Source organism: Nocardia sp. NPDC127526, from assembly GCF_042672265.1.
Classification (GTDB): domain Bacteria; phylum Actinomycetota; class Actinomycetes; order Mycobacteriales; family Mycobacteriaceae; genus Nocardia.
In genome coordinates this window covers 466,934-487,539 of record NZ_JBHXVO010000002.1, presented here as the reverse complement: position 1 = coordinate 487,539, position 20,606 = coordinate 466,934, and the positions used below count along the sequence as shown (strand labels likewise).

The 20,606-nt window shown below is 68.7% G+C and carries 24 protein-coding genes; 17 read left to right on the top strand and 7 right to left on the bottom strand.

Going from position 1 to position 20,606, the window contains the following annotated elements; all coding sequences use genetic code 11:
* Nucleotides 1-66 precede the first annotated feature (66 nt).
* A complete protein-coding gene (locus ACFVIV_RS05335; protein ID WP_379193532.1) occupies nt 67-699 on the top strand; it encodes a hypothetical protein in 633 nt (210 codons plus the stop codon).
* Nucleotides 700-709: 10 nt separating this feature from the next.
* On the opposite strand, the gene ACFVIV_RS05330 is transcribed toward ACFVIV_RS05335, so the two are convergent.
* The 5 genes from ACFVIV_RS05330 to ACFVIV_RS05310 form a co-directional block, all read right to left on the bottom strand.
* Complete coding sequence (locus ACFVIV_RS05330; protein WP_379193531.1) at nt 710-1,570, bottom strand: class I SAM-dependent methyltransferase; 861 nt, start codon at nt 1,568-1,570, stop codon at nt 710-712.
* A gap of 36 nt (nt 1,571-1,606) precedes the next feature.
* Nucleotides 1,607-2,089: a hypothetical protein gene (locus tag ACFVIV_RS05325; protein WP_379193530.1), complete on the bottom strand. Its 483-nt coding sequence runs from the start codon at nt 2,087-2,089 to the stop codon at nt 1,607-1,609.
* 50 nt (nt 2,090-2,139) lie between these two features.
* The gene (locus ACFVIV_RS05320) at nt 2,140-2,700 is read right to left on the bottom strand and encodes a GNAT family N-acetyltransferase (RefSeq protein WP_379193529.1); all 561 of its coding nucleotides are present in this window, start codon (nt 2,698-2,700) and stop codon (nt 2,140-2,142) included.
* 75 nt (nt 2,701-2,775) lie between these two features.
* The gene (locus tag ACFVIV_RS05315) at nt 2,776-3,681 is read right to left on the bottom strand and encodes a Ku protein (RefSeq protein ID WP_379193528.1); all 906 of its coding nucleotides are present in this window, start codon (nt 3,679-3,681) and stop codon (nt 2,776-2,778) included.
* A gap of 72 nt (nt 3,682-3,753) precedes the next feature.
* On the bottom strand, nt 3,754-4,755 hold the full coding sequence (locus ACFVIV_RS05310) for an alpha/beta hydrolase (protein WP_379193527.1): 1,002 nt from the start codon (nt 4,753-4,755) through the stop codon (nt 3,754-3,756).
* Nucleotides 4,756-5,018: 263 nt separating this feature from the next.
* Here ACFVIV_RS05310 and ACFVIV_RS05305 point away from each other — a divergent pair, with 263 nt between their 5' ends.
* The 3 genes from ACFVIV_RS05305 to ACFVIV_RS05295 all read left to right on the top strand — a co-directional run bounded on the left by ACFVIV_RS05305 (nt 5,019) and on the right by ACFVIV_RS05295 (nt 8,987).
* Nucleotides 5,019-6,638: an FAD-binding oxidoreductase gene (locus ACFVIV_RS05305; protein WP_379193526.1), complete on the top strand. Its 1,620-nt coding sequence runs from the start codon at nt 5,019-5,021 to the stop codon at nt 6,636-6,638.
* A 74-nt stretch (nt 6,639-6,712) separates the two neighbouring features.
* A complete protein-coding gene (locus ACFVIV_RS05300; protein WP_379193525.1) occupies nt 6,713-7,897 on the top strand; it encodes an NAD(P)/FAD-dependent oxidoreductase in 1,185 nt (394 codons plus the stop codon).
* A 73-nt stretch (nt 7,898-7,970) separates the two neighbouring features.
* Nucleotides 7,971-8,987 carry a hypothetical protein gene (locus ACFVIV_RS05295; RefSeq protein ID WP_379193524.1) on the top strand — a complete coding sequence of 339 codons (1,017 nt, stop codon included), beginning with the start codon at nt 7,971-7,973 and terminating at the stop codon, nt 8,985-8,987.
* 6 nt (nt 8,988-8,993) lie between these two features.
* On the opposite strand, the gene ACFVIV_RS05290 is transcribed toward ACFVIV_RS05295, so the two are convergent.
* Nucleotides 8,994-10,478 carry a PucR family transcriptional regulator gene (locus tag ACFVIV_RS05290; RefSeq protein ID WP_379193523.1) on the bottom strand — a complete coding sequence of 495 codons (1,485 nt, stop codon included), beginning with the start codon at nt 10,476-10,478 and terminating at the stop codon, nt 8,994-8,996.
* Nucleotides 10,479-10,665: 187 nt separating this feature from the next.
* Here ACFVIV_RS05290 and uraD (ACFVIV_RS05285) point away from each other — a divergent pair, with 187 nt between their 5' ends.
* The 8 genes from uraD (ACFVIV_RS05285) to ACFVIV_RS05250 all read left to right on the top strand — a co-directional run bounded on the left by uraD (ACFVIV_RS05285) (nt 10,666) and on the right by ACFVIV_RS05250 (nt 16,741).
* Entirely contained in the window at nt 10,666-11,223 is a 558-nt protein-coding gene (uraD, locus tag ACFVIV_RS05285) for a 2-oxo-4-hydroxy-4-carboxy-5-ureidoimidazoline decarboxylase (RefSeq protein ID WP_379193522.1), read from the top strand.
* On the top strand, nt 11,220-11,519 hold the full coding sequence (uraH, locus tag ACFVIV_RS05280) for a hydroxyisourate hydrolase (protein ID WP_379193521.1): 300 nt from the start codon (nt 11,220-11,222) through the stop codon (nt 11,517-11,519). The genes uraD (ACFVIV_RS05285) and uraH (ACFVIV_RS05280) overlap by 4 nt, the downstream gene beginning before the upstream one ends.
* Nucleotides 11,520-11,522: 3 nt before the next feature.
* The gene (gene pucL / locus ACFVIV_RS05275; RefSeq protein WP_379193520.1) at nt 11,523-12,395 is read left to right on the top strand and encodes a factor-independent urate hydroxylase; all 873 of its coding nucleotides are present in this window, start codon (nt 11,523-11,525) and stop codon (nt 12,393-12,395) included.
* A gap of 6 nt (nt 12,396-12,401) precedes the next feature.
* The gene (locus ACFVIV_RS05270; RefSeq protein WP_379193519.1) at nt 12,402-12,530 is read left to right on the top strand and encodes a hypothetical protein; all 129 of its coding nucleotides are present in this window, start codon (nt 12,402-12,404) and stop codon (nt 12,528-12,530) included.
* Nucleotides 12,527-13,888, top strand: a complete 1,362-nt coding sequence (locus ACFVIV_RS05265) for an 8-oxoguanine deaminase (protein WP_379193518.1) — start codon at nt 12,527-12,529, stop codon at nt 13,886-13,888. The genes ACFVIV_RS05270 and ACFVIV_RS05265 overlap by 4 nt, the downstream gene beginning before the upstream one ends.
* Nucleotides 13,885-14,388, top strand: coding sequence for a hypothetical protein (locus ACFVIV_RS05260; RefSeq protein ID WP_379193517.1), 504 nt, complete (start codon nt 13,885-13,887; stop codon nt 14,386-14,388). Before ACFVIV_RS05265 ends, ACFVIV_RS05260 begins: the two co-directional genes overlap by 4 nt.
* 203 nt (nt 14,389-14,591) lie before the next feature.
* Entirely contained in the window at nt 14,592-16,022 is a 1,431-nt protein-coding gene (locus ACFVIV_RS05255; RefSeq protein WP_379193516.1) for an NCS2 family permease, read from the top strand.
* A gap of 2 nt (nt 16,023-16,024) precedes the next feature.
* Entirely contained in the window at nt 16,025-16,741 is a 717-nt protein-coding gene (locus ACFVIV_RS05250; protein ID WP_379193515.1) for an XdhC family protein, read from the top strand.
* A 23-nt stretch (nt 16,742-16,764) separates the two neighbouring features.
* Here ACFVIV_RS05250 and ACFVIV_RS05245 read toward each other — a convergent pair whose 3' ends face one another.
* Entirely contained in the window at nt 16,765-17,529 is a 765-nt protein-coding gene (locus tag ACFVIV_RS05245) for an IclR family transcriptional regulator (RefSeq protein ID WP_379193514.1), read from the bottom strand.
* Nucleotides 17,530-17,608: 79 nt separating this feature from the next.
* On the opposite strand from ACFVIV_RS05245, the gene ACFVIV_RS05240 reads away from it, so the two are divergent.
* The 5 genes from ACFVIV_RS05240 (at nt 17,609) to uraH (ACFVIV_RS05220) (ending at nt 20,603) form a co-directional block, all read left to right on the top strand.
* A complete protein-coding gene (locus ACFVIV_RS05240) occupies nt 17,609-17,872 on the top strand; it encodes a hypothetical protein (protein WP_379193513.1) in 264 nt (87 codons plus the stop codon).
* A 40-nt stretch (nt 17,873-17,912) separates the two neighbouring features.
* On the top strand, nt 17,913-18,350 hold the full coding sequence (locus tag ACFVIV_RS05235) for a helix-turn-helix domain-containing protein (protein ID WP_379193512.1): 438 nt from the start codon (nt 17,913-17,915) through the stop codon (nt 18,348-18,350).
* Nucleotides 18,351-18,403: 53 nt separating this feature from the next.
* Complete coding sequence (locus ACFVIV_RS05230) at nt 18,404-19,606, top strand: winged helix DNA-binding domain-containing protein (protein WP_379193511.1); 1,203 nt, start codon at nt 18,404-18,406, stop codon at nt 19,604-19,606.
* Between the two features lie 107 nt (nt 19,607-19,713).
* Nucleotides 19,714-20,268: a 2-oxo-4-hydroxy-4-carboxy-5-ureidoimidazoline decarboxylase gene (gene uraD / locus ACFVIV_RS05225; RefSeq protein WP_379193510.1), complete on the top strand. Its 555-nt coding sequence runs from the start codon at nt 19,714-19,716 to the stop codon at nt 20,266-20,268.
* Entirely contained in the window at nt 20,265-20,603 is a 339-nt protein-coding gene (uraH, locus tag ACFVIV_RS05220; RefSeq protein ID WP_379193509.1) for a hydroxyisourate hydrolase, read from the top strand. Before uraD (ACFVIV_RS05225) ends, uraH (ACFVIV_RS05220) begins: the two co-directional genes overlap by 4 nt.
* Nucleotides 20,604-20,606 lie beyond the last annotated feature (3 nt).

Sequence of the window (20,606 nt, the reverse complement as noted above, 5' to 3'; positions counted from 1 at the left end):
CCCACTTTTGTATGACCGGACGTGATTTCGCGACAACACGCCCGGTGTCCCGGCGATGATTTTCCTGTGGACGACATCACCTACGAAGACACCCGGTTCGCGTTGCACGCGGCGGCGGAACTGCTGATCGCGGGCCCGCAGTACCGGCGATTCGGCAGCATCCGCATGCGCATCGTCCTGGGTGGATTTACCGGCATCAAATGGCCGGTGTCGGTGACCGGCACCGATCTGGTCTGGCCCGAGGGCCGGCTGCGCCTGCACGGCACCTACCGCGATCTGGCGACGGCCGCCGGCTTCGAGGCCGACGGACCACCCAACGGACTCTATTCCGACGGCACCAATATGGATGCCGACGAGCCCTTCACCATCGATACCGACGCGGCGGCGACGGTGCACGACTGGTTCGCGGTGGGGGATACCGCGCTGCGAAGATTCGCGGCCGAGGCGCCGGTGCTCTGGCCGGAGCACTTCGATCTGTCGGTGGCGGTCGACGAGGTGAACTACGGTGTCTCCCCGGGCGATTGGGAGCACCCGCAGCCCTACGCGTACGTGGGTCCGTGGACGCGCCGCACGGGCGAGTTCTGGAATGCGCCCTTCGGCGCCATGCGCCCGCGTTCGGAGGCGGGCACGGTCCAGAGCCTGATCGATTTCTTCCGGGAGGGAAAGGAGCGCGCCCTGGCCGAGGCCGGGCGGGCCTAGCGTCCGCCGATCAGGAGGATCGACCGGGCTCCCCGGCCGGTTTGGTGGCCGCCAGTCCGTACAGCAGCGGCAGGATGGGATCCGCGGGCGGCAGCCGGAACCAGTCGTTGTCGGTGCGGACCATGCGTGACCAGCGTGGCCACGGCAAGGTGTCGGTCTCGGTGAGGTCGGTGATGCGCAGTCCCGCGCGGACCAGCGCGGTCACTACCTCGCCGAGTCCGTGGCGCCATTCGTAGGCGGTGGTGTCGGCGGTCAGCGGCGGGCCGTCGGTGTAGGTGTGCGAACTGTCGCGGCGTTGCGCGCCCCGCCCCTCGAGATAGTCCTCGTGCAGGACGAGCGCGTCCGGATCGACACCGGCCGGCGGTGTGGGCGCCAGCGCATGCAGCAAGGGGTGGAACTCGACGATGTAGACCAATCCGCCGGGCCGCAGCAGTTCGGCGAGAATGCCCGCCCACCGCGGCAGATCGGGCAGATAGCACAGTGCGCCCTTGCCGGTGTAGACGATGTCGAATTGCCTGTGCCCCACTGCATTCGGCGCGTCGTACACATCCGCGCACACGTACTCGACGGCGTCCCCGGAGAGCTCACGCGCGCACCGGACCGTTTCCGGGGAGAAGTCGAGCCCGACCGCGCGGGCGCCCCGCTTGGCGAATTCGATTGTCTCGGTCCCGAGATGGCATTGCAGGTGCAGTACATCGCGGTCGCGCACATCCCCGAGCACCTCCCATTCGAAGGGCGCGAACCAATAGGACGAGTCGCGATCGCGATAGAACCGGCTGGCCGCGTGAATCGGTGCGCGGGCATCCCAGTTCTCCCGGTTCGCCCGCAGCGGATCGAGCCCCTCGCCGATGTGCCCCTCGTCGGTGTCCACCGCCCCATCGTATTTCGTGGCGGCCGCCGCCGCGGTTCAGTGCGTGGGCAGCCGTTCGGTGGATTGTTCGGCCAGTGCCGCTTCGACATTCCCGATCCCGGCCAGCACGCCCCGGCCGTATCCATCGTCGTCGAGGGCGTCCACGCGGCTGCGGGCGGCTTCGAGATGCTTGCGGGCGGTGTCGAACGCGCCCAGCCGGCGGTAGCAGTCGGCCAGATTGAGGTGCAGGGACGGGTAGAAGCCCCGCACGTTCAGCGCCGCATGGTGCTGCTGAGCGCGCTCGTCGGTGAGCGAGTCGACGGCGTCGAGGGCGCGTAGGTCCCAGGTGAGGGCGTCGGCGGCGTGATCCTGGAGATCGGCCATGAAGTGCGCGAGCGTGACGCGGTGCAGGGGATCGCCATCGGGGCCCATCGTCTCCCACAGCTCGGTGAGCTGTTCGCGGGCCTGTGCGGTATCGCCTTGGCGGCCAAGGGTTACCGCGTCGTTGATGGCGATCATCACGTCGTCGATGACAGTCATGCGCCCCACCGTAGCGGCGGGGTCCGACAAGTTCGGCCCCCGCGCCGCGGTCAGTTCTTCGGCCGCCCGTGCCGTCCGTCTCCGGTAATGCGGCCGCGCCGAATGAGATCGCGCTTGGTGCCCGGGCCCAGGGTGATCTGTTCGTCGTTCTCCGACAGGGCCTCGTCGGGATTGTTGCGCACGAACAGCGTGACGGTGGTGCCCTCGGTGAAGCCGTTCTTGCGCATCATGCCCGCGGAGGCGGAGTTGTGCAGTTCCACATCGGTGACGATGCGCCGCGCGCCGTGCTTGAACAGGGTGTCGCAGCAGGCGGTCATGAGCTTGCCGGCCACGCCGCGCCCCTGCATATCGGGCGCGACCGCGATCCACTCCAGATAGGCCCAGTCGTCGCGCAGCTCGAACTCCATGGACGCCAGCACGAACCCGACCACCCGATCCGAGTCCACCGCCACCCAGCAGGAGCGGCCCGCGCTGTCCAGGTGCTCGGCGACCGAGGTCAGCGACCACGAGGTGTAGGGCTTGGCGGAGGTATCGAACACCTCGTACCCCAGGTCGATGACCTGACGCAGATGTCCGAGACCCATAGGAACGATGGCTATGTCGGATTCCATGCCCGGCATTTTGCCAGCTGTGTGCCGGAACGTCGCTAACCGCTCCGGCCCGCGACCGGCCGCGCGGGTGTGGTATCAGGCGCCCTTGCGCGTCTGTTTGGCGGGGGCCTTCTTCGCGGCGGTCTTCTTGGCGGGTTTCTTCTCGGCGGTGGCCTTGGCGGCCTTCTTCGCGGGTGCGGCCTGCTTCGCCGGGCCGCGTTTGCCGGAGGCTTCGAGGCTGCGCTGCAGGGCGGCGACCAGGTCCACGACCTCGGCGTCCATTTCCGGGGCGGCGGCCTCGGGGGCGCGGGTCACCTTGCTGCTGCCGCTGGCAATGGCCTCGTCGAGCAGTTTCTTCAATTCGATCTGATATTCGTCGACGTAGAGGCCGGGATCGAAGTCGTCGGAGAGCGTATCGACGAGGGTCTCCGCCATCTGCAATTCCTGCTTGCGCGGCTCGGGCACGTCATCCAATTTGTCGAAGGCCACCGACCGCACCTCATCGGGCCACAGCAGGGTCTGCAGCACCAGCACGCCGTCACGCACGCGCAACGCCCCCAGCCGGGTCTTCTGCCGCAGCGTGAAATGCACCAGGGCCACCCGGTCCACCGCTTCGAGGGTCTTCGCCAGCAGCACATACGCCTTCGGCGTGCTGGAATCGGGCTCCAGGTAATAACTCTTCTCGTACAGCATCGGATCGATCTGGTCCGACGGCACGAACTGCAGCACCGGAATCTCGTGCTTCTCGGCGGCGGGCAGCTTGGAGAAATCCTCGTCGGTCAGAATCACCCGATCGCCGTCGGGTGATTCGTAGGCCTTGTCGATATCGGAATACTGCACCGGCTGCCCGTCGATGGTGCAGATTCGCTCGTATCGAATCCGCCCGCCGTCGGCGGCGTGCACCTGGTGGAACTTGATGTCATGGTCCTCCGTGGCGGTGTAAACCTTCACGGGGACATTCACCAGTCCGAACGCGATGGAGCCCTTCCAAATGGACCGCATAGCCCCACTCTACGAGAGCCGACTCAGACATTCAGCCCGAATCGCCACCGACCTGCGGATTCCGCCTACGCCTCAATCCACGGCGACACCCAGCGCGGGCGCGAGGGTCTGCCAGGCCGGGCCCAGCTGAGCGGCGAAATCCGGCCAGGCGTGCAGGCCCGTCGGCGCGTAGTGCAGGGTGACGGGAATTCCCAGCTCGGCGAGCCGATGGGCGAAGCGTTCGGTGCACTCGCGGGCCCCGGCCTCCAGGGCGATACCGCCACCGGCCTCGGCGAGGGCCTCGCCGATATTCGGCGACTTCGCCAGCGCGACGAGATTCCCGGGGCCGGGCACCCCGCTGGCCACGGACAGATGGATGGTCGTATCGCGCAGCGCTTCGGCCCCGAGCAGACTGTCGTGGGCGATCCAGTCCGGCGAGCTCGGCGGACCCCAGAGATTGAACACATCGCCACCGCGCGAGGCGACGATGATCTGGGTGATCGCCCGGCCGAGATCGTCTGCGGTGGAATAACATCCGCTCATTCCGGCCACGGCGGCATACTGCCCCGGATGGCGCTGCGCCAGCATCATCGCGCCCTGCGCGCCCATGGAGACCCCCGCGATCGCCCGCCGTCCGTTCGAGTCGAGATACTTCTCCACAATCGGCGGCAATTCCTCGGTCAGAAAGGTCTCCCACCGATTGAGCCCGAGTTTCGCGTCGTAATGCTGCCAATCGGCGTACATGCTGCCCACGCCGCCACTGGTGAGAACCACATCGACCGGCTTCCCCGCGAAAAACTCCCGCACTCCACCCTCGGTGATCCAATCGGAGGTGGGCTCGGCCTCGACCCCGTCGAGCAGGTACACCGTCGGCCGCGGCCCCGCACCCCCGCCGTGCAGCACATCCACCGGCACCACCCGCCGCATGGATTCCGACACGATATGCAGCCGCTCCCACCCTGCCCCGCGAATCTCGGTGCGCACCAATTCGGTTCGCAACACCGTCGGATCGGCGACCGGCCCCGGCGGCGCCCACATCCCCGGAGCCGCACCGAACGCGGCGGTGGCCAGCGCGCCGGCGAGCGCCAAATGCATTGCAGCGGAACCGATACGGCGATAGAAGATCATATGTAGCTTCTCGTCGGCAGCAATTCGTGCCACCATACGCCCGGCCACAGAGGCCCCGCAAACACTTCCGGCGTTGCGCCGCCTGATTCGCGTGGTCAATTCCCGAATGTCACCTATGTGACATCCCGCGCGATAGTGCCGTGCCGCCTACCCGATTTCGGTCCGAAAAGCTGTGAGCATATGACGGGGGAATTACCGTCGAGTCGGTTCGACGGTGTGAGGAGGCGGTCATGGCGGGTCGGTCGTGGTGGGGATGGGGGAATACCGCCGATGCGGTCGTCGGTGCGGAGCGCGCGGCGCTCACCGAACGGGTGGCGGCCTTGTTGCCGAGTGCGGATCTGAGCGTCCACACCGCGCCCGATCCCGGGACCTTGAAGGTGCCGGGTACGCGCGTGCGGGTGCCCGATTCGCTGGCGGCGCTCGCCTCCGACGAACCGATCGATCGGATCGTGCACGGTCACGGGCAGGCGTTCCGGGACGTGGTGCGGGCACTGCTCGGGCGTGCCGACCAGGTGCCGGATGTGGTGGTGCGGCCGCGGACCGAGCGCGATGTGATCGACATACTGGACTGGTGCACCACCGCGGGGGTCGCGATCGTTCCGTTCGGCGGCGGCACGTCGGTGGTCGGCGGTGTCGAGCCGCGCTGTGCCGAGGACTATCGGGGAGTCGTCACGCTGGACATGGGCCGGCTGGATCGGGTCGTCGAGGTGGATCACACCAGTCGCGCGGCTCGAATCGAGGCCGGAATCCTCGGTCCCGCACTGGAATCCGCGCTCCGGCCGCACGGTCTGACACTGCGTCATTTCCCGCAGTCGTTCGAGTTCTCCACTCTCGGTGGCTGGTTGGCCACCCGGGCCGGTGGGCATTATGCGACGGTGTACACCCATATCGACGACATGGTCGAGTCGATGCGGGTGGTGACTCCGGCCGGTATCAGTGAATCGCGCCGGCTGCCCGCCTCGGGAGCGGGGCCCTCGCCGGATCGGATGTTCCTCGGGTCGGAGGGCATTCTCGGCGTGATCACCGAGGCGTGGATGCGGGTGCAGCGGCGGCCGCGCCGGCGGGCCGGGGCGTCGGTCGTATTCGGCGATTACGGCCGGGCGGTCGCGGCCACTCGCGAGATCGCGCAGGCGGGTCTGTATCCGGCCAACTGCCGGCTGCTCGACCCGGTCGAGGCGTTCATCAATGCTGGAACCGCCTCTGCCGGTGGCGTTCTGGTCCTGGGTTTCGAATCCAGTGATCATCCGGTCGATACATCGATGGAGTTCGCCCTGAAGATCTGCCGTGAGTACGGGGGAGAGGCCCCCGACGGGGTCCGCCTGACCGATGGCGCCGCCGAATCCGATTCGGCGCGCACGGGTGCGGCCGAGAACTGGCGGTCGGCGTTCCTGCGCATGCCGTATCAGCGTGATGCGCTGGCCGCACAGTCGATGATCGTCGAGACCTTCGAAACCGCTTGCACCTGGGACCGTTTCGACGCCCTGCGGGCAGCCGTACTGACCGCCGCGGCGTCGGCCTTCCGATCCGCCGGGATCACCGGCGTGGTGACCTGCCGATTCACTCATGTCTATCCCGACGGCCCGGCCCCGTACTTCGGGATCTACGCCGCCGGTACCTGGGGACGCACCGTCGAACAATGGGATGAGATCAAAGCCGCTGTGTCGGAAGCGATCGAGACCTGCGGCGCCACCATCACCCATCATCACGCAGTCGGCCGCGATCATCGCCCGTGGTACGACCGGCAGCGCCCCGAACCCTTCGCCGCCGCTTTGCGGGCGGCGAAGTCCGCCCTCGATCCCGCCGGAATTCTCAACCCGGGCGTGCTGATCGACCCGCACCCCGGTGGGTGATCCCGCTCACAAAGTGTCAGGAATTCCTGTCCCGCGGTGTCAAGTTCGCGAACACCTCGAGCGAAGGAGACACCATGAGCGGCAACATCGATGTAGTCGTGATCGGCGGCGGGTACGCGGGCGTCATGGCGGCCAACCGCCTGATGCAGCGCGACGACGTCACGGTGACCCTGATCAATCTGCGCCCGCAGTTCGTCGAGCGGCTGCGGCTGCACCAGATGGCGGCCGGAAACTATGACGCCGCAGTCGATTACCGCGAGGTGCTGGCCGACCGCGTGCGGGTCGTGGTCGACAGCGTGACCCGCATCGACGCGGGCGATCGCAGCGTGCGCCTGGCAAGCGGCGGCACGATCGGCTACGACTACCTCATCTATGCGGTGGGCAGCGGCAGCGCGCACCCGCAGGTGCCGGGAGCGGCCGAATTCGCGTATCCGATCGCGAGTCTGGAGCAGGCGCAGCGGTTGCGGCCGGTGCTCGACGCCACGCCCGCCACCGCCGATGTGACGGTGATCGGCGGTGGTCCCAGCGGTATCGAGGTCGCCGCCGAGCTGGCCGAGCAGGGCCGCAGGGTGACCCTGGTGTGCGGCGGCGTGCTCGGCCCGTACCTGCACGCCCGCAGCCGCCGGTCGGCGGTCAAGCGGCTGACCAAGCTCGGAGTGACCGTGCTGGACGGCCCCGATTCGAAGGTGACGGCGGTGACCCGGACCGTGGTGCGGCTCAGCGGCGGCCGCCTGGTGCCCAGCGCGGTGACCCTCTGGACCGCCGGGTTCGGTGTCACCGATCTGGCCGCCCGCAGCGGATTGCGCACCGATGCCGCGGGACGCTTGCTCACCGACGAGACATTGACCAGCGTGGCCGATGACCGCATTCTCGCGGCGGGGGATTCGGCGGCCCCGTCGGACCTGCCGTTCCGGATGAGCGCCTACGCCGCGGGCTGCCTCGGCGCGCAGGCCGCCGATACGGTCCTCAGCCGCCTGGCCGGCGAGCGCCCGGCGGAGGTGCACCTGCGCTTCAATGCCATGTGCATCAGCCTGGGCCGCGGTGCGGGCATCTTCCAGTTCGCCGACAAGGACGACACCGCCAACCGGTTCGCCATTCGCGGCGGTCTGGGCGCGAAGGTCAAGGAATTCGCGTGCAAGAGCTCGATCAAGCACCTGATCGAGGAAGCGCACAGGCCCGGCTCGCACTCCTGGGTCACCGATGACGAGCACCGGCAGCGGCTGCTGGCCGAGCGCTCGGGCGCATCGGCCACCGCCTGACCGCGCTCATCTTTTTCACTCACCGCCGGATCCGTTGGCAGTCAACGGATCCGGCAACGATCCAGGAGAAGTCATGGCCACACAGGCCCCACTGGCATCCGGCACCGCACCATCTCCCTGGCCGACGGTCGCCGCGGTCGCCGCGCTCACCGCGATCATCAGCGTGCTGCTCATCGCCTTCGCCTGGCCGTCGGTGCGGTCGTCGGTCCACGATGTCCCGATCGCCATCGCCGGTCCGTCCGCCGCGGTCGAGCGGATCGCCGCCGCACTCGACCAACGCCAGCCGAACGCGTTCGACATCACGGCCGTCGCCGACACCGCCGCCGCCGAGCGCTTGATCCGCGACCGCGACGTATACGGCGCGATCGACGTCAGTTCCGGTGCGCCACAGGTCATTATCGCTACGGCGGGCAACACCGCGGTCGCCCAGACCCTGACCGGCGTGGCAGCCGGTCTCGGGCAGGCACAGTCGCAGGGCGGCGCACCGGCGGTCGCCGTCCGCGATCTCGTCGCGCTGCCCGCCGGCGATCCCCGCGGCGCGGGCCTGTCCGCCGCCGCCCTGCCGCTGGTTATGGGCGGCCTGCTCACCGCCGTGCTGCTGAGCAGGCTGGTGCGCGGCACCGCCCGCCGGGTGGCCGGATCGCTCGCCTTCGCGGCGACCGGCGGCCTGGCCGTGGCGGCGATCCTGCAGTTCTGGTTCGGTTCGCTCAGCGGCTCCTATCCGGCCAATGCCGCTGCCATCGCCCTGACCATCGCCGCCACCGCGATGACCATCCTGGGACTGGAGGCGGTGCTGGGTGTCGCGGGCCTGGGCCTCGGCGCGGTCACGATGATGCTCATCGGGAATCCGCTCTCCGGCACCGCCACCGCGCCCGAGATGCTGCCCGGCTGGACCGGCGCACTCGGCCAGTTGCTGCCGCCGGGAGCCGGTGGCCGCGTGCTGCGGTCCACCGCCTTCTTCGACGGCCACGGTGCCGCGCAATCCGTGACGGTTCTGCTGGCCTGGCTCGCGCTCGGTGTGATCCTTTGTGCGGCAAGCGGTCTGCGCACGCACAGGTCCGCGGCCGCGGCGGTACCCGCGATGGCGTGAGGCGGGCTAACGCAGGGCGAGGGCGAGGAAGAAGTCGACGCGGTCCTCGAGTCGGGACAGATCGCGTTCGGTGAGTTCCTCGATGCGCTGCACGCGGTAGCGCAGGGTGTTGACGTGGACGTGGAGCAGGTCGGCGCATTTGGACCAGGACCCGGAGACCTGGAGGAAGGTCTCCAGGGTGTGCACCAGGTCGGCTCGATTGTCGCGATCGTAGGTGGTGAGCGGGTCCAGCAGGCGCAGGCGGAACATGCGGCGGACCTCGTCGGGGACGCTGGCCAGCAGCAGCATGTGGGTGGCCAGCTCGTCGTGGCGGACGATCGAGGTGGGCTGGCGGCGTTCGGCGGCCATGCGGCGCGCGTAGCGGGCTTCCTCGACGGCGCCGCGCAGGCCCTCGCCGTCCACCGCGCCGGAGATGCCCACCGAGAGTCGGCTGCCCTGCAGGCCGGGCTCCAGGGCTTCGACCGCGCGATGGATGCGGTCGTCGAGATTGTCGTCGTCGCCCAGGGGGACCAGGGCGATGGCCTCCCCGTCCACGACGCCGGCGGCAGGCGTTCTGCCGGAAAGGATTTCGCGCAGAATGGCGCGCAGCTCGCCGGGCCGCACGGCCCCGTTGTCGGCGGTGGCGGCGACGGCCAGATACCGGTCGGACAGCGCCAGGCCGGTGAGTTCCAGGCGGGAGATGATGTCGGCGGGTTTGGCGTCGGAGACGATCAGCTCGATGAGCTCCTGAGCCAGGCGGCCCTCGGCGCTCTGCCGGTCGTCCTGACGGGCCCGCTCGAGCGAGACCACGGCGGCGAGTTCGCCGGTCAGCGCGCGCCGTTCCTCGGGCCAATCCTTGTAGTCGCTCTGGAAGATCAGGAACCAGTCGGCGATGCGCGACGTGCTGTCGGGGTCCACCCCGAACAGCGAGAATCGCGTCCCTTCGCTGGTGACGACATGCGGTAATCGCGGCGCGCTCAAGGTGGCGGCCCGCACCTCGTCGGGCGGCGAGTCGGTCGGCCCCGCCACCACGCGGCCGGTGGAGGACACCACCCAGCAGGGCGTGCCCAGATTGCGATGCAGCAGGTCGAGCACCGAATCCAGGCCGCCGCCGGACACCAGCTGCCGGTGCCGGTCCAGGATGGCGGCCAGATCCGCCGCGCGACCGGTGGAAAGATTGCGGTTGATTTGCTCTGTGACCGTCGCGAAGGCGATGTGCTCGGGCACCCGGAACAGCGGCATGCGATGGCGGCGACACGCCTCGACCAGGTCCTCGGGGGGTTCGCCGTAGAGCGCGTCACCCGCCGCGAGCCCGGCGACCTTGGCGCGGGCCAGGGTGGCGACGAAGGTGTCGCTGTCGGAAGGGTCACGCCGCCAGGCCATTCCGGTCAGCACGAGCTCACCGCCGGACAGGTACCGGCTCGGGTCCAGCATGTCGGTGGTGACGACCCAGCGGACGAACCGCTCCAGCTCGTCCTCACCGGTGACAAGCTGCAGGTCAACCTCTGTCATGGCAAGCAGGGAACGCAACCGCATGATTGCCGAGGCTAACAGCCGATGACCTCAGGGTTACCGATTTGGATGTATATACGAAACCCCTGCTGTGAACTAGGCCACTTGTTCGGACGTATCGTCGTGGCCGCCGACCATCCCCGAGGGCTGTACTGATCGGGCAACAAGCCAAACGGATGGAGGTCGGATGTCGAGTCGCCTGGAATGGCTCGGGTCACTGTCCCTGGAAGAGGCCGAGGCGCAGCTGCTGACCTGCTGTGCGTCGCGGCGCTGGGCAGTCAAGCTGGTGGCGAATCGGCCGTATGCCGACGAGTCGAGCCTGATCGAGGCCGCGGTCGCGGGGATCGGCGAGCTGGAGTGGGCCGATATCGAGGAGGCCCTGGCAGCGCACCCGCGGATCGGTGAGCGGGCCAAGGCCCACGCGCAGGATGTGGATTCCTCCAAGGGGGTGCGGCCCGATGCCGGGGCCGCGGCCCGCGAGGCGCAGTGGTCGCGCGACGAGCAGTCCGGCGCCGATCACGCCGACGCCGCCGTGAAGGCCGAGATCGCCGAGCGGAATGTGGCCTACGAGAACCGTTTCGGTCACGTCTTCCTGATCCGCGCCACCGGCCGGTCCGCCGAGGAGATGCTGCACGCGCTGCACACCCGGCTGCACAACTCGGTCGACGACGAAAGGGCCGTGGTGCGCAGCGAACTCGCCGACATCACCCGGCTGCGAATCCGGAAACTGCTGGGGCTGATATGAGTTTGTCGACACACGTCCTCAATGCGGCCACCGGCCGCCCGGCCGCCGGTCTCACGGTGCGCCTGGAGCGCGCCGACGGCACCGTGCTGGCCCAGGGCCACACCGATGACGACGGCCGCATCAAGGATCTGCCCGCCCCGGAGGCGGGAACCCACCGGCTGATCTTCGACACCGGATACATCAGCCCGTTCTATCCCGAGGTGACCATCGCATTCACGGTCACCGATCCGGCGGAGCACTATCACGTGCCCCTGCTGCTGAGTCCCTATTCCTTCTCCACCTACCGAGGTAGCTGAACCATGACGATCAAGCTGGGCCCCAACCGTTACGGAAAGGCGGAGACCCGCGTCGTCCGCGTGACCAAGAACGGCTCGAAGCATGAGATCCGGGACCTGAACGTCAGTTCGGCGCTGTCGGGTGACATGGAATCGGTGCACTACACCGGCGACAACTCCGCGTGCCTGCCGACCGACACCCAGAAGAACACGGTCTACGCCTTCGCCAAGCAGTACGGCATCTCCTCCCCGGAGGACTTCGGCCTGAAGCTGGCGCGCCACTTCGTGGATTCGCAGCCCACCATCCACCACTCCCGGGTGGAGCTCGAGGAGTACACCTGGGAGCGCAATGTGGTGGGGCTCAACGCCCACCCGCATTCGTTCGTGCGTTCGGGCCGCGAAACCCGCACTGCCCTGGTGCATTACGACGGCAACAAGGCGTGGGTGGTCAGCGGCCTGAAGGATCTGGTGGTGCTCAACTCCACCAACTCGGAGTTCCACGGCTTCATCAAGGACCGCTACACCACGCTGCGCGAGACCAAGGACCGCGTGCTGGCCACCGAGGTCTCCGCCCAGTGGCGGCACTCCACCGACGAGGTGGAGTGGGACAAGTCCTACGAGATCGTGAAGCGTTGCCTGCTGGGCGCTTTCGCCGACACCTACAGCCTCTCGCTGCAGCAGACCCTCTACGAGATGGGTGAGCGCGTCCTCGAGACCTGCCCGCACATCGTGGAGGTCAAGCTGGCGCTGCCGAACAAGCATCACTTCGAGGTGGACCTGTCGCCGTTCGGCATGGTCAACGACAACGAGGTGTTCTTCGCCGCCGACCGGCCCTACGGTCTCATCGAGGGCACCGTGATCCGCGATGTCCCGGCCGCCGGACCGGCCTGGGACTGACAGCTCGTGGACAGGGTGACCATGTTCATCGCGTTCATCGCACTGTATCTCTCGATGGTCGCCCTGTTCGTTCCCGTCTGGTGGCGGCCGTCGCGCAAGCGCGACCTGATCCAAGGAAAGGCGGCCGCCCCATGACGACCGACAACACCAAGCTCGTCATCGAGAACGCCTACATCGCACCGGTAGTGGGCGCCGAGATCGAGCACGGCTACCTCGTGGTCGAGGACGGCCGCATCACCGACCTCGGCGCCGGACCGGCGCCGGCGGTGGTGGGAGCCGACCGCCTCTCCGGCACCGGCTGCCTGGTGACCCCGGGCCTGGTGAACACCCACCACCATCTCTACCAATGGGCCACCCAGGGCCTGTTCCAGGACGCCACGCTGTTCGAATGGCTGACCGGGCTGTACCGCCTGTGGGCCACCATGGACGCCGAGATCGTGTACGGCGCCGCCTCGGCCGGTCTGGGCTGGCTGGCGCTGACCGGCACCACCACCTCCACCGATCACCACTACATCTTCCCCAGCGGGCGTGGCGATCTGTTCGAGGCCGAGGTGCGCGCGGCCCGCGAGATCGGGCTGCGTTTCCACCCGTGCCGGGGCTCCATGGACCGCGGCCAGTCCCAGGGCGGCCTGCCGCCGGACGAGGTGGTCGAACAGCGCGAGGCGATCCTCCTCGACACCGAGGAGACCATCCGCAAGTATCACGACCCGTCCTTCGATTCCATGCTGCGCGTGGCCGTCGCGCCCTGCTCGCCGTTCTCGGTGAGCGAGGGCCTGATGGTCGATTCCGCGGCGCTGGCAAGGCAATACGGCGTGCGCCTGCACACCCACCTCGCCGAGACCCTCGACGAGGAAGAGCACTGCCTCGCGCAGATGGGCTGCACCCCGGTCGAATACATGGAGCGGCTGGGCTGGCTCGGCGACGACGTGTGGTTCGCGCACGCGGTGCACCTGCACGACAAGGACATTCGCCGCTTCGCCGACACCGGCACCGGGTCGGCGCACTGCCCGACCTCGAATGCGCGCCTGGGCGCGGGCATCGCCCGCGTCCAGGACCTGCTCGCCGCCGGCGCCCCCGTCGGCCTGGGCGTGGACGGCGCGGCCTCCGCCGAGCTCACCTCGATGGCCGGGGAGATGCGCCAGGCCCTGCTGTTCCAGCGCGCGGTGCACGGCCCGACGGCCATGACCGCCCGCCAGGCCCTCGAGGTCGCCACCCTCGGCGGTGCGCGAAACCTGGGCCGTCAGAACGAGATCGGCTCCCTGGAGCCGGGCAAGCTGGCCGATATCGCCATCTGGCGGGTGGACGGCTTCCGGGCCGCGCTCACCGATCCGGTGTGCGCGCTGGTGTTCGGCCCGCAGCCGCCGCTGGCGCGCCTGCTGGTCGGCGGGCGGACCGTGGTGGAGAACGACGAGCTGAAGACCGTCGCCCACGACCAGGTGGGCCGCAATGGCGTCGCCGCCCGGGAGCGCATCATGCGGCAGGGCGCGCGATGACCGCCACCGTCGAGGCCGTCCGCCCCGCCCGCTTCCCGCACGCGCTCGTGGCCATCGCCTACTCCGGGGGCCCCGACGACTTCGCCACCGCCCAGGTGCGGTTGGCAGTCGTCGACGGTGAACCCGTTGCGGTGCACGAGGTCTCGGCCGCCCGGTGCCCGATCACCGTCGCCGCGCGGATCGCGCGCACGGAGCTGGGCATCGAGCAGGTGGTCGTGCGGCCCGCCGACAGCGGCGTGCGCGACCTCGCCGCGAGCGTGGACGGGCGGCAGACGTTCATGACGAGCGGCGCCGTCACCGGAGCCTGCGAGGCGGTGCGCCGGCGCGTGCTGGCCATGACCGCGAGCAGGCACGGCCCGTATCGCGGAATGAAACTTGTTGGCGGCAGGGTCGTCTCGGCCACCGGCATGGTGCTCGACACCATCGTCGACATTCTCGGCGACGAGGTGGTCGAGGAGACCCGGACATACATCTGGCAGCAACGGAGGAAATACAGGTAGCAGACATCAGGTGCGGAGGCCCGTCAGCGGCCGTATCGACCGCACCGACCGGACCATCATCCGGAGCAGTTGATCAACAGGGGCAAGTCCGGCGCCGCCGGTAAAGACCCCACAACAGCAAACCGAGTCCGCGGCATGGGACAGGGAGCCATTACCCTGCCCTGTCCCAGCCGTAGGTCGGCTACGCCCCGAGGAGGGCAGCCATGACCCAGATTCAGACACCGAAAACCACCGCCACCGAACGCTCGGCGCTGGACCGGTTCTTCAAAATTACGCAACGCGGCAGCACGGTGTCTCGTGAAATCCGCGGCGGAATCACCACATTCGTGGCTATGGCCTACGTTATCCTGCTCGTCCCGCTGATTCTCGGCGGTGTGACGGATATCAATGGCGACAAGCTCAGCATCGCCCAGCTGACCACCGCCACCGCATTCTCCGCCGGACTTTCTACCATCCTCATGGGGCTGGTCGGAAATGTGCCCCTCGCCCTGGCCGCCGGCCTCGGCGTGGTCCCGGTGGTCGCCTTCCAGGCGGCGCCGCACATGACCTGGCCGCAGGCGCTGGGCCTGGTGGTCATCATGGGCGTCATCATCGTGATCATGGCCGCCACCGGCCTGCGCACCTTGATCATCAATGCCATTCCGACCTCGCTGAAGAACGCCATCGGCGTCGGCATCGGCATGTTCATCGCCATGATCGGCCTGGTCTCCTCCGGCGTGGTGGGCAATGCCGCCGCCGGCGGCCCGCCGGTCACCCTCGGCGTGGACGGGCATCTGACCGGTTGGCCCGTGGTGGTTTTCGCCATCGGCCTGCTGCTCATGCTGGCGCTGTTCGTGCGGAAGACGCCGGGCGCCATCCTGATCAGCATCGCGGTCGCCACCGTGATCGCCATCATCATCAATGCCGTGGCCACCATCGACCCCAAGTCCTGGGGCACCGTGGTCCCGGAGGCGCCGGATTCCCTGTTCGCCGCGCCGGATTTCGGGCTGATGTTCAATATCGACCTGTTCGGCGGCTTCGCGCAGGCCGGCGCCATGACGGCCGGTGTGGTGCTGTTCACGCTGGTGCTGACCGGCTTCTTCGATGCCATGGGAACGGTTTTCGGCGTCTGTGACGAGGCCGGGCTGACCGATGAGAAGGGCACCGTCCCCGGGATGGGCAAGATCCTGACCGTCGACGGCGTCGCGCAGATCATCGGCGGGGCCAGCGGCGGCGCGGGCAGCACGGTGTACGTGGAATCCGCGACGGGTGTCGGTGAGGGCGCCCGTACCGGACTCACCAGCGTCGTCACCGGCGGCCTGTTCGCGCTGGCCGTGTTCTTCACCCCGCTGGCGGCGGTGGTCCCGATCCAGGCCGCCGCACCGGCCCTGGTGCTGGTGGGCGCGCTCATGATGACCCAGGCCCGCAAGATCGACTGGACCGATCTGGAGATCGCGGTCCCGGCCTTCGTGACCATCGTGCTCATGCCGTTTACCTACTCCATCACCAACGGCGTCGGCGCGGGCCTGATCGCCTATGTGGTGATCAAGGCGGCGCGCGGCAAGTTCAGCGAGATCCATTGGCTGGTCGCGGTGGTGAGCGTGGTGTTCCTGGCCTACTTCGGCATCAACGGCCTCGAAGTGGCGCTGGGGTAACCATGCGCGATATCGCGGCACAGCTGCTGGACCGGCATGTGGCGGAACGGGATTACGCCATCGCCTCCATCATCGGAATCGGTGGCAGTGCACCGCGTCCGGTGGGATCGGCCCTCGCGGTGGACGTCGACGGGGCAGTCGTCGGCTCGCTCACGGGCGGATTCATGGAGGGTGCGGTCTACCGGCTGTGCCGCGAGTCGTTGCGCACCGGTGCGACGACCCGGGAAACGTTCGGCTACAGCGATTCCGACGCCCACGCGGCCGGACTCGCCTGTGGCGGAACGATCGAGGTGTTCGTGCAACCGGTGACCGCGGCCAATCGGGTGACCTTCGAGTCGATTCTGCGCTCGACCGAGCCCGTGGCCCTGGTCCGGGACCTGCGGAACGGCGCGGCCATGGCGCTGGGCTCCTGGTGGACCGTCGGCGACAGTTTCGGCCGGGCCGTGGTCACCGAGGCGCGGGCCCTGCTCGCCGCCGGGGCGACCACGGTGCGGACCGTGCGCTGCGCGGACGGCGCCCGGGAAATCTTCGTGGAAACCTGCCGGGCCCACGAGGATCGGCGCTCGCGCCCCATGATCGGCCGCGTTCTCGGCGGTCGTACACCCGCGGAGACACCCGTCTCCATCTTCGCCGAGAAGGCGGCGGTCCACCGTGGCGGCTCAGTTCTGCCGCTGTCCGCGGTGGGCGGTCCCGTCGGCCGGGACTCGTTCCCGGTGTAGATGAGGGGAGGCAGGGCGTGTCGTCACCGCAGATCCGCGGCGAGGGCACGCCCTACCTCGGTGAGCAGCGGCACCGCCCGCTCCACCAGATCCTCGGTCATCCGGCCGGCCGGGCCGGAGATCGAAATCGCCAGCCGGGCAGGAGCTTCCGGCAGCGCGACCGCGACACACCGGACCCCCAATTCTTGTTCGCCGTCGTCCATGGCATAGCCGGTGGCGGCGGCGATCTCCAGTTGCCGGGCGAATTCGGCCGGATCGGTGATGGTGTGATCGGTGTAGCGCGGCATTCCGGTGCGCTGCAACAACTCCCGCACCCGCTCCGGCGGCATGCCGGCCAGCATGGCCTTGCCCACCGCGGTGCAGTGCGGCAGCACGCGCCGGCCCACTTCGGTGAACATGCGCATGGAGTGCCGCGAGGGCGCCTGGGCCACATAGACGATGCCGTCACCGTCGAGCCGGGCCATATTCGCCGACTCGCCGAGTTCGTCCACCAGACGCGTCAGATGCGGCAGCGCGCGCGAGCTCAGCATGCGCGCCGAACTCTCCCCAAGGCGGATCAGCTTGGGCCCCAGCGCGTACTGCCGCGACGGCTCCTGATGCAGATACCCCAATTCGACCAGCGTGCGCACCAGGCGGTGAATGGTGGGCAGCGGCAGGCCCGAGGCGGCCGCCAGCTGGGACACCCCCATCATGCCGCCCTCGTCGGCCATGGTCTCCAACAATGCGAAGGCACGTTCGATGGATTGCACGCCCCCGGATCGCCCGTTGGTCCCATTCGCTGCACTCACTGGCCCACCTTGTCGAAGTTTCCGGATGGCGGAAGTTTACCGGCATGTCGCGGAAGGCGAGCGCGGTAGCCTATGGCCCATGCGGCTGCGCGCGGAATTCACGACCGAACCCTTCCACGGCGAGGGTGATCCGCCGCCGCATGCCGTGGAACCGCTGCAGGCCATTGAAAAGGCCGGTCTCACCTGTGAATTCGGCCCGCTCGGCACCGCGGTCTCCGGACCGGACTCGGTGCTGCTGCCGGCGCTGGGGGAGGTCCTGGCCATCGCCCTCGCGCACGGGGCGTCCCGGGTGACCCTGCAGGTCGAGCGGGACGTGGACGAGGCCGAGAACGCCGATGGCTGAGCAGCCGAGAACGCCGATGGCTGAGCAGCCGAGAACGCCGATGGCTGAGCAGCCGAGAACGCCGATGGCGGAGCAGCCGAGAACGCCGAACGCTGGGCGCCCGCCCGTCGACGCCACCCATCCGGTGCTGGTGACGGTGGCCCCGCTGCTGGACAAGATCGGCGCCCGGCTGGTGCCGTCGGAAACGAGTTCGCCCGAGGATGTCCCGCTCGTCTGGGAGGGCGCGACCCTGGCGTGTGTCCGCCTGCCCGGGACCGACGCCGAATCCGAGAGCGGCATCGCCCGCCTGCTCAGCGAGGTCGCGACCGAATTCGGCGTGCCCCTCGCGGAATTGCCGCGCGCGGAGAAACAGCGCGCGGTGCGTTTGCTGGAGGAACGCGGGGCGTTCAGCTACCGCAAGTCCGCCGAAACCGTCGCCGAAGCGCTCGGCGTCACCCGCTTCACGGTGTACAACTACCTCAACCGCACGCGCGCCTGAGCGAAACCGGAGCGACGGCGAAGCCCGTACCGCTCCGTGATCGGAGGTGAGAAGTGGCAGCTCGCAAGGATGCGGGTGTCCGGGTGACAACCGCCGACGTCCTAGCGTTCCGGCTGCACGCACACCATCTCACCCGCCGACGACCCGCCGCGGATCTGCTCGACGTGGCGGGCGCGTGCGGCATGCAGAACAGTCCGCCCGGTTCGGCGCTGCTCGCGCTGCACGCCCGCGTGCGGGACGTGACCCAGGACCGCGTCGACCAGCTCGTCGGCGAGGACAAGAGCCTGCTGCAAACCTGGTGCATGCGCGGTTCGCCGTTCTACTTCCCGACCGCCGACGCCTCGGTCTTCACCACCGGCGTCCTGCCTCCCACCGAAGCGGCCCGGCTGCATCTGGTCGGGGGCGTCGATCAGGCGCTGCAAGAGCTCGGCATGGAGCTGGACGAGGCGGTTGATCGCACCGCTGACGAGATCGAGGCCGTCCTGTCGGGCCGGCAGCTGGCCATCGACGAGCTCGGCGCGGAGCTGGCCGAGCGCATCGCGCCGAAACTGTCTCCCGCCCAACGCAAGAGCTGGCAGGCGACCGGCCCCTATGCCGCGAATCAGCCGCTGGGCGAGGGCGTGGTGCACTTCTGCCTCCGGATCCTGACGCTGCGCGGCCTCGTCTGCTTCGCGCCACGCAGCGGGAACAAAGCGCCGTTCGTCCTGGTGGCGGAATGGCTGGGCCGACCCCTGCCGCGGGCCGATGCGGACCGCGCTCGCGCCACTCTGGTGCGGCGCTACCTGCACTGCTACGGCCCGTCCACCCGCAAGGATTTCGCCGCCTGGGTCGGCGTTCGAGCCGGTGATGCGAAACCGTGGTGGGACGCGGTCGCGGACGAACTCACCCCGGTCGACGTCGACGGCACCCGGGCGTGGATCCTCGCCGACGATCTGAAGGCTCTGCAATCGCCGTCCGAGGCGCGCGGGGTGCGGCTGCTGCCGCCGCGTGACCCGTACACCCAGATGCGCGACCGGGCAACGATTGTCGACAAGAAGCACCATCGCGCCGTGTGGAAGCCGGTGGGCGATCCGGGCGCGGTGCTGGCCGACGGCCGGATCGCCGGGATCTGGCGGCCCCGCAAGAGCGGCCGCACCCTGACGCTGACGGTCGAGACCTTCGGGTCGCTGAGCGCCCATCTCCGCGACCAGGTGTGCGCGGAGGCCGAACACGTGGCCGCCCTGCGCGGCGCGTCGACGGTGCGGGTCGAGTTCTGAATCCCGCTGTGTAACAGCGATTTTTACCGTTCACCTGCGGCGATGCCGCCTTCCGTGTGTACTTCTCACACAAATTTCAACAAACTGTTGACGTAGCTACGTGACCCGTGCCACTATTTCATTATTCGGAAGTTGACTTCCGTAATACGAGAAAGTGCTGGTCATTGGTCACTATCGAAGAGTTCAACGCGATGGCGAGCGACCGGCTGCGGCCCACCCTGGCCGACTGTTGCGACGCACCCGAATGGATCGACGGCCTGCTCGCGGCCCGGCCCTTCGCGGACTTCGGCAGTCTGATCGCGACCGCGGACCGGCTCGCCGGCGCCCTCACCCCCACCGGCGTGGACCGCGCGCTGTCGGCGCACCCCCGCATCGGGGAGCAGCGCGCGGGCGCGGATCGCGGTGCGGCCTGGTCCCGGGAGGAGCAGTCCGGCGTTTCGGCCGACGTGGAAACCGCCGCCGCGCTGCATTCGGCGAATCGCTTGTACGAGAAGCGATTCGGCCGCGTCTTCTTGATCTGCGCCACCGGGTTGTCGTCGGCGGAGATCCTCGCCGCCGTGCGGGCGCGCCTGGACAACGACGCCGACACCGAGGCCAAGGTCGTCGCCGAGGAACTGCGCAAGATCGCGATCCTGCGCCTGCGAAAGGTGATCAATCCATGAGTGCCGTCACCACCCACGTGCTCGACACCGCGCTCGGGCAGCCCGCGGCCGGAGTCCCGGTGCGGCTGGAATGGCTCGCCGCGGACGCCGCGCAGCCGGTCGTGCTCGCCGAAGCCGTGACCGACGCCGACGGCCGCATTCGCGATCTGGGCCCCGAGCAGCTCGAACCCGGCACCTACCGCCTGGTGTTCGAGGTCGCCGCCTACGCCGCCGCCACCGGACAGCGCAATTTCCTGTCCGCCGTGGACATCAGCTTCACACCCACCGGCAACGCGCACCACCACGTGCCGCTGTTGCTCAGCCCATTCGGCTGTTCCGCCTACCGAGGGAGTTAGACA

Coding starts and splice junctions, on each gene's coding strand:
- ACFVIV_RS05325 (WP_379193530.1), bottom strand. CDS start 2,089: ATGACTGTCATCGACGACGTGATGATCGCCATCAACGACGCGGTAACC.
- ACFVIV_RS05320 (WP_379193529.1), bottom strand. CDS start 2,700: ATGGAATCCGACATAGCCATCGTTCCTATGGGTCTCGGACATCTGCGT.
- ACFVIV_RS05315 (WP_379193528.1), bottom strand. CDS start 3,681: ATGCGGTCCATTTGGAAGGGCTCCATCGCGTTCGGACTGGTGAATGTC.
- ACFVIV_RS05310 (WP_379193527.1), bottom strand. CDS start 4,755: ATGCATTTGGCGCTCGCCGGCGCGCTGGCCACCGCCGCGTTCGGTGCG.
- ACFVIV_RS05305 (WP_379193526.1), top strand. CDS start 5,019: ATGGCGGGTCGGTCGTGGTGGGGATGGGGGAATACCGCCGATGCGGTC.
- ACFVIV_RS05300 (WP_379193525.1), top strand. CDS start 6,713: ATGAGCGGCAACATCGATGTAGTCGTGATCGGCGGCGGGTACGCGGGC.
- ACFVIV_RS05295 (WP_379193524.1), top strand. CDS start 7,971: ATGGCCACACAGGCCCCACTGGCATCCGGCACCGCACCATCTCCCTGG.
- ACFVIV_RS05290 (WP_379193523.1), bottom strand. CDS start 10,478: ATGACAGAGGTTGACCTGCAGCTTGTCACCGGTGAGGACGAGCTGGAG.
- uraD (WP_379193522.1), top strand. CDS start 10,666: ATGTCGAGTCGCCTGGAATGGCTCGGGTCACTGTCCCTGGAAGAGGCC.
- uraH (WP_379193521.1), top strand. CDS start 11,220: ATGAGTTTGTCGACACACGTCCTCAATGCGGCCACCGGCCGCCCGGCC.
- pucL (WP_379193520.1), top strand. CDS start 11,523: ATGACGATCAAGCTGGGCCCCAACCGTTACGGAAAGGCGGAGACCCGC.
- ACFVIV_RS05265 (WP_379193518.1), top strand. CDS start 12,527: ATGACGACCGACAACACCAAGCTCGTCATCGAGAACGCCTACATCGCA.
- ACFVIV_RS05260 (WP_379193517.1), top strand. CDS start 13,885: ATGACCGCCACCGTCGAGGCCGTCCGCCCCGCCCGCTTCCCGCACGCG.
- ACFVIV_RS05255 (WP_379193516.1), top strand. CDS start 14,592: ATGACCCAGATTCAGACACCGAAAACCACCGCCACCGAACGCTCGGCG.
- ACFVIV_RS05250 (WP_379193515.1), top strand. CDS start 16,025: ATGCGCGATATCGCGGCACAGCTGCTGGACCGGCATGTGGCGGAACGG.
- ACFVIV_RS05240 (WP_379193513.1), top strand. CDS start 17,609: ATGCGGCTGCGCGCGGAATTCACGACCGAACCCTTCCACGGCGAGGGT.
- ACFVIV_RS05235 (WP_379193512.1), top strand. CDS start 17,913: ATGGCTGAGCAGCCGAGAACGCCGATGGCGGAGCAGCCGAGAACGCCG.
- uraH (WP_379193509.1), top strand. CDS start 20,265: ATGAGTGCCGTCACCACCCACGTGCTCGACACCGCGCTCGGGCAGCCC.